Origin of the sequence: Acidisphaera rubrifaciens HS-AP3 (assembly GCF_000964365.1) — a bacterium.
GTDB classification, from domain to species: Bacteria; Pseudomonadota; Alphaproteobacteria; order Acetobacterales; family Acetobacteraceae; genus Acidisphaera; species Acidisphaera rubrifaciens.
This window is the reverse complement of sequence record NZ_BANB01000138.1, coordinates 1-5135: the sequence shown is the minus strand read 5'-3', so window position 1 is coordinate 5135 and position 5135 is coordinate 1. Positions and strand designations below refer to the sequence as shown.

Here is a 5135-nt window from a genome sequence, read left to right as displayed (position 1 = left end):
GCGCAGGTGCCGGCGGGGTTCGACGCGCGGGCGGTCGCCGCCGGCATCACCGCCGATCTCGCCGCCCCCGCCGCCGCGCAGATGCCGCTCGGAGCCGTCGCATGAGACTGTCGTAATGAGCCCGTTCCAATGAGCCTGTCCCAAACGGGGACGCCGGATGCGCCGCGCCGCCGCTCGCTGCTGCGGCTGCTGGCGACCGAGATCGAGCTGCGGATGCTGCTGCTGATCGTTCTGGTCATGGCGGTGCTGTCGCTGATCTCGCCGTATTTCCTCACCGTCAACAACCTGCTCAATGTGCTCGATCAGTCGGTGGTCGTCGGCATGGTGGCGCTCGGGCAGACGCTGGTGATCCTGATCGGCGGCATCGACCTGTCGGTGGGCTCGCTGGCGGGCGCGACGGGCATCATCCTCGGCCTCGCCCTGCCGAAACTGGGCCTCGCGGGCGGCATCGCGGCGTGTCTGGCGGCGGGTGCGCTGGCTGGTCTCGTCAACGGCGCGATCATCACGTTCGGGCGCGTCGCACCCTTCGTCGTGACGCTCGGCATGATGTCGATCGCGCGCAGCCTCGCCTACATCTTCAGCGGCGCCAATTCGATCAGCGACCTGCCGGCGGCGCTCGGCGCGCTGTCGTCGGACACGCTGGCCGGCAAACCGGTCGATTTCTGGTGCCTGCTGGTGGCCTATGCCGTGTGCTGGTGGTTCCTCGCCTACACCAAGGGCGGGCGTACGCTGTACGCCGTGGGATCGAACGCGGAGGCGGCGCGCGTCGCCGGCCTCGGCATCGCGACATGGAGCGTGTTCGCCTATGTCGTCTCGGGCGCGATGAGCGCGGTGGCCGCGATCTTCCTCGCCTCGCGCATCCTGTCGATCGACCCGATCGGCGGACAGGGGCTGGAGCTGGACGCGATCGCGGCCGTGGTGATCGGGGGCGCCAGCCTGTTCGGCGGGCGCGGGTCGATCATCGGCACGCTGTGCGGCGTGTTCGTGATGGTGTTCATACGCAACGGGCTGAACCTGCTGAACGTCTCGCCCTATTGGCAGGGCACGGCGATCGGCTCGATCATCATCGCGGCGGTGCTGGCGGAACGGCTGCTCAGCCGGGCGCGGCCAGGACGGTAGAGACGCCGCGAGAGCGGCGGGGCGGTAACGGAGGGCGACGATGCATATCCTGATCACGGGCGCGGCCGGCATGATCGGCCGCAAGCTGACGGCACGGCTGGTCGCCGCCGGCGGCATCGGCGGCCGGGCGATCGAGGCGCTGACGCTGCTCGACGTTGTCGAGCCGGCGGCGCCGGCGGGCTTCGGCGGCCGCGTGGTGACGCGTGCGGCCGACCTGTCGGCGGACGGCGAGCCCGCGCGCGCGGTCGCGGAGCGGCCGGACCTGATCTTCCATCTCGCCGCCATCGTCTCCGGCGAGGCGGAGGCGGATTTCGACAAGGGCTACCGCATCAACCTCGACGGCACGCGCATGCTGTTCGACGCGATCCGGCATCTGTCGGCGGACGGGTATCGGCCGCGCATGGTGTTCACCTCGTCGATCGCCGTGTTCGGCGCGCCGTTCCCCCCGGCGATCGGCGACGATTTCGCGCTGACGCCGCTGACCAGCTACGGCACGCAGAAGGCGATCGACGAGCTGCTGCTCGCCGACTATTCGCGGCGCGGCTTCATGGACGGGATCGGCATCCGCCTGCCGACCATCTGCATCCGCCCCGGCGCGCCGAACAAGGCGGCGTCTGGCTTCTTCTCCGGCATCCTGCGCGAGCCGCTGGCGGGACAGGAGGCGGTGTTGCCGGTCGACGAGGACGTGCGCCACTGGCACGCGAGCCCGCGCGCGGCGGTGGGGTTCCTGATGCACGGGGCCGAGATCGATCTCGCGCCGCTCGGCGCGCGGCGGTCGCTGTCGATGCCCGGGCTGTCGGCGACGGTGGGCGAGCAGATCGCGGCGCTGCGCCGCGTCGCGGGCGACCGGGCGGCGTCGCTGATCCGCCGCGTGCCGGACCCCACGGTCGCCGCCATCGTCGCGGGCTGGCCGCGCAACTTCGATCCGCAGCGTGCGCTCGCCCTCGGGTTCCGGGCGGAGACCAGTTTCGACGAAATCATCCGCGTGCACATCGAGGACGAACTCGGCGGCCGGCTGCCCTCGTAGCGGCGGCGCGGCCGGTCAGGGCAGCTGCGCGCCCTGGATGTCCACATAGAGCGCGTAGACGGACGTGCTCGCGCACATGAACAGCCGGTTGCGCTTGCGGCCGCCGAAGGTGAGGTTGGCGCAGGTTTCCGGCAGTAGCACCTTGCCGATCAGGTCGCCGTCCGGCGCGTAGCAGCGCACGCCGTCCTCGGCCGGATCGGCCCAGCCCATGCTGCACCATACATTGCCCGCCATGTCGACGCGCAGCCCGTCGGTGAAGCCGGGCGCGAAGCCGTCGGCGAACACGCCGCCGCCGCGCAGCCGCGTGCCGTCCACGTCGAAGACGCGGATATGCGACGGACCGCCATGGGTGATGCCGCTGTCGACGACATACAGACGCCGCTCGTCGGGCGAAAAGGCTAGGCCGTTGGGGCGGGTGAAATCATCGGCGACGACGGTCGCCTCGCCGGTCGCGGGATCGAGGCGATAGACATGCGCGGCAAGCTCCGGCGTGTCGGCATGCCCCTCGTATTCGCCGTCGATGCCGTAGCCCGGATCGGTGAACCAGATCGCGCCGTCGCTCGCCACCACGATGTCGTTCGGCCCGTTGAGGCGGCGTCCGTCGTGGCGGTCCATCAGCACGGTGATGCGCCCATCCGCCTCCGTGCGGGTCACGCGGCGCGTGTCGTGCTCGCAGGTGATCAGGCGGCCGGCGTGGTCGCGGGTATTGCCGTTGGCGTAGTTCGATGGGCTGCGGAAGACGCTGACATGGCCGTCATCCTCCAGCCAGCGCATCATCCGGTTGTTGGGAATGTCGCTCCAGATCAGGCAGCCGAGGTCGCGGAAATAGACCGGCCCCTCCGCCCAGCGGAAGCCGGTCGCGATGCGCTCGATCGCGGCGTTGCCCTGACGGCGAAATCGGCGGTCGAGGGCGACGACGCGCGTATCGGGATAGCGCGTGCCCGGCAGCGGGCCGAGCGGTAACGGGCCGGGGGGCAGGGTGTCCGCGCCCGTCCGCGCGCCGCTCAATGCAGGCCCGCCGCGGTCGGGCGCCGGACCAGCCGGCCCGGCAGTGCGCCGGTCGCCTCGCCCTCGCGATAGGTGATTGCGCCCGCGACGATCGTGGCGGCATAGCCGCTCGCTTTTTGCAGCAGCCGCTTGCCGCCGGCGGGCAGGTCGTGGACCACATAGGGGCTGCCGAAGCCGATGCGGTCCCAGTCGATGACGTTGAGGTCGGCGCGCATGCCCACCGCCACGACGCCGCGGTCGTGCAACCCGACCGCCCGCGCCGTGTCGGATGTCAGCCGACGGATCAGGTCCGGCATGGGGAAGCGCCCGCGCTGCTTGCCCCAGTAGGCGAGCAGCCACGTGGTGAACCCGGCGTCGAGGATGAAGCCGACATGGGCGCCGCCGTCGCCGAGCCCCATGATGGTGTTGCGGTCGTCGAGCATCGCCTCGGAGATCGACAGGTCGTACGTGCCGTAGTTGAGGATCGGCGCATAGATGAAGGCGTGGCCGTCCTGTTCGAGCAGGATGTCGTAGGCCACTTCCGGCGCGGTGCGCCCCTCGCGCGCAGCGATGCGGGCGATAGAGTCCTCCTCGCGCGGCGTGTAGTTCGGCGGCGTGCCGAAGCGGTACATCTGCGCGTAGGACAGGCGGTTGAACAGCGGGAAGGTGCTCTCCTTCGCCGGATCCTCGCCGAGGATGCGGCGGCGCATGTCGGGGTCGCGCAGGGCGGCGACGCGCTCGGCGAGCGGCAGGTGCGCGATCGCCTTGTAGGACGGCGTGCCGGAAAACGGGTTCTGGCTGCCGGTCAGGCCGAACAGCGTGCCGATGGCGCGTGGCGGCACGACGGGGCGGATCGGCACGCCGTCGGCGACGGCGGCGCGGCTCGCGGCCAGCAGCTCGCGCCAGTAATCGGCCTGGGTATGGCGCTGGCCGAGCGAGAACAGCACCGGGCGCCCGCTCTGTTCGGCGATGCGGCGGAGCATGGCGAATTCGTTGGCCGGATCGGGCTGCGTCCATTCGGAGACGACTTCCATGAAGCCGCCGCCGCCCTCGGTCAGCCCTTGCGCGATGCCGGTGAGTTCCGCCTCCAGCGCCCGCAGCGTGGGCGTGTAGTCGCCGCGCAGGCTCTTGTGGCTGGTCGTGCGGGAGGTGGAGAAGCCGAACGCGCCGGCGCGCGCCGCATCGGCGGCGATCGCGCGCATCTGCGCCACGTCGCGCGCGGTCGCGGGTTCGAGGCGTATGGCGCGCTCGCCCATCACGTTCACGCGCACCGCCGCGTGCGGCAGCAGGGCGCAGACGTCGATGTCGCGCGGGTTGCGATCCAGCGTCGCGAGGTAGTCGGGGAAGCTCTCCCACTCCCAGCGCAGCCCCTCGTGCATGACCGGGCCGGGGATGTCCTCCACGCCCTCCATCAGTTCGATCAGCTTTTCCCGATCGTCGGGGCGGCAGGGCGCGAAGCCGACCCCGCAATTGCCCATCACCGCCGTGGTGACGCCATGCCAGGACGAGGGCGCGAGATGATGGTCCCACACCGCCTGGCCGTCGTAATGGGTGTGCACGTCGACGAAGCCCGGGGTGACGAGATGGCCGCTTGCGTCGATCTCTTCGGTGCCGCCGCCCGTCAGGCGTCCGAGCGCGGCGATGCGGCCGTCGCGCACGCCGACATCGGCCTCGAACGGGGCGGCGCCCGTGCCGTCCACCACCAGGCCGCCGCGCACGACGAGATCATAGGTCGCCATCGGTCGTCTCTCCCCTGTCGTTGCGTGCATTACGCGCCGTGCCGGGGCCGGCTTCAAGGCGGCTGCCCCGCTGTCCGGACAAACCGCCGATGCGCGGCCCGGGCAGCGGGACGCCCGACGGAGGGCTGGTCAGCGGCGGGTGGCGCGGCGACAGTCGGCGGCGGGTGGAAACGACGAGGGGGGCGATCATGGATTTCGCGGGCAAGGCGGCGGTGGTGACGGGCGGGGCGGGGGGCATCGGCCGCGCCGCCTGTCTCGCCTTC

The 5135-nt window shown here is 71.3% G+C and carries 4 protein-coding genes; 2 read left to right on the top strand and 2 right to left on the bottom strand.

Annotation, left to right across the window (positions count from 1 at the left end; genetic code table 11):
• Positions 1 to 129: 129 nt before the first annotated feature.
• Both B8460_RS05170 and denD read left to right on the top strand, forming a co-directional pair.
• The gene (locus B8460_RS05170) at positions 130 to 1119 is read left to right on the top strand and encodes an ABC transporter permease (RefSeq protein WP_048860513.1); all 990 of its coding nucleotides are present in this window, start codon (positions 130 to 132) and stop codon (positions 1117 to 1119) included.
• 40 nt (positions 1120 to 1159) lie between these two features.
• Positions 1160 to 2146, top strand: a complete 987-nt coding sequence (gene denD, locus B8460_RS05165) for a D-erythronate dehydrogenase (RefSeq protein WP_048860512.1) — start codon at positions 1160 to 1162, stop codon at positions 2144 to 2146.
• 15 nt (positions 2147 to 2161) lie between these two features.
• On the opposite strand, the gene B8460_RS05160 is transcribed toward denD, so the two are convergent.
• Positions 2162 to 3094, bottom strand: coding sequence for an SMP-30/gluconolactonase/LRE family protein (locus B8460_RS05160; protein ID WP_199445551.1), 933 nt, complete (start codon positions 3092 to 3094; stop codon positions 2162 to 2164).
• A gap of 56 nt (positions 3095 to 3150) precedes the next feature.
• A complete protein-coding gene (locus B8460_RS05155; RefSeq protein WP_048860511.1) occupies positions 3151 to 4872 on the bottom strand; it encodes an N-acyl-D-amino-acid deacylase family protein in 1722 nt (573 codons plus the stop codon).
• Between the last annotated feature and the right edge of the window lie 263 nt (positions 4873 to 5135).

Excerpts from the sequence above, each read along its gene's own strand:
- B8460_RS05170 (WP_048860513.1), top strand. The coding sequence starts at position 130 with ATGAGCCTGTCCCAAACGGGGACGCCGGATGCGCCGCGCCGCCGCTCG.
- denD (WP_048860512.1), top strand. The coding sequence starts at position 1,160 with ATGCATATCCTGATCACGGGCGCGGCCGGCATGATCGGCCGCAAGCTG.
- B8460_RS05155 (WP_048860511.1), bottom strand. The coding sequence starts at position 4,872 with ATGGCGACCTATGATCTCGTCGTGCGCGGCGGCCTGGTGGTGGACGGC.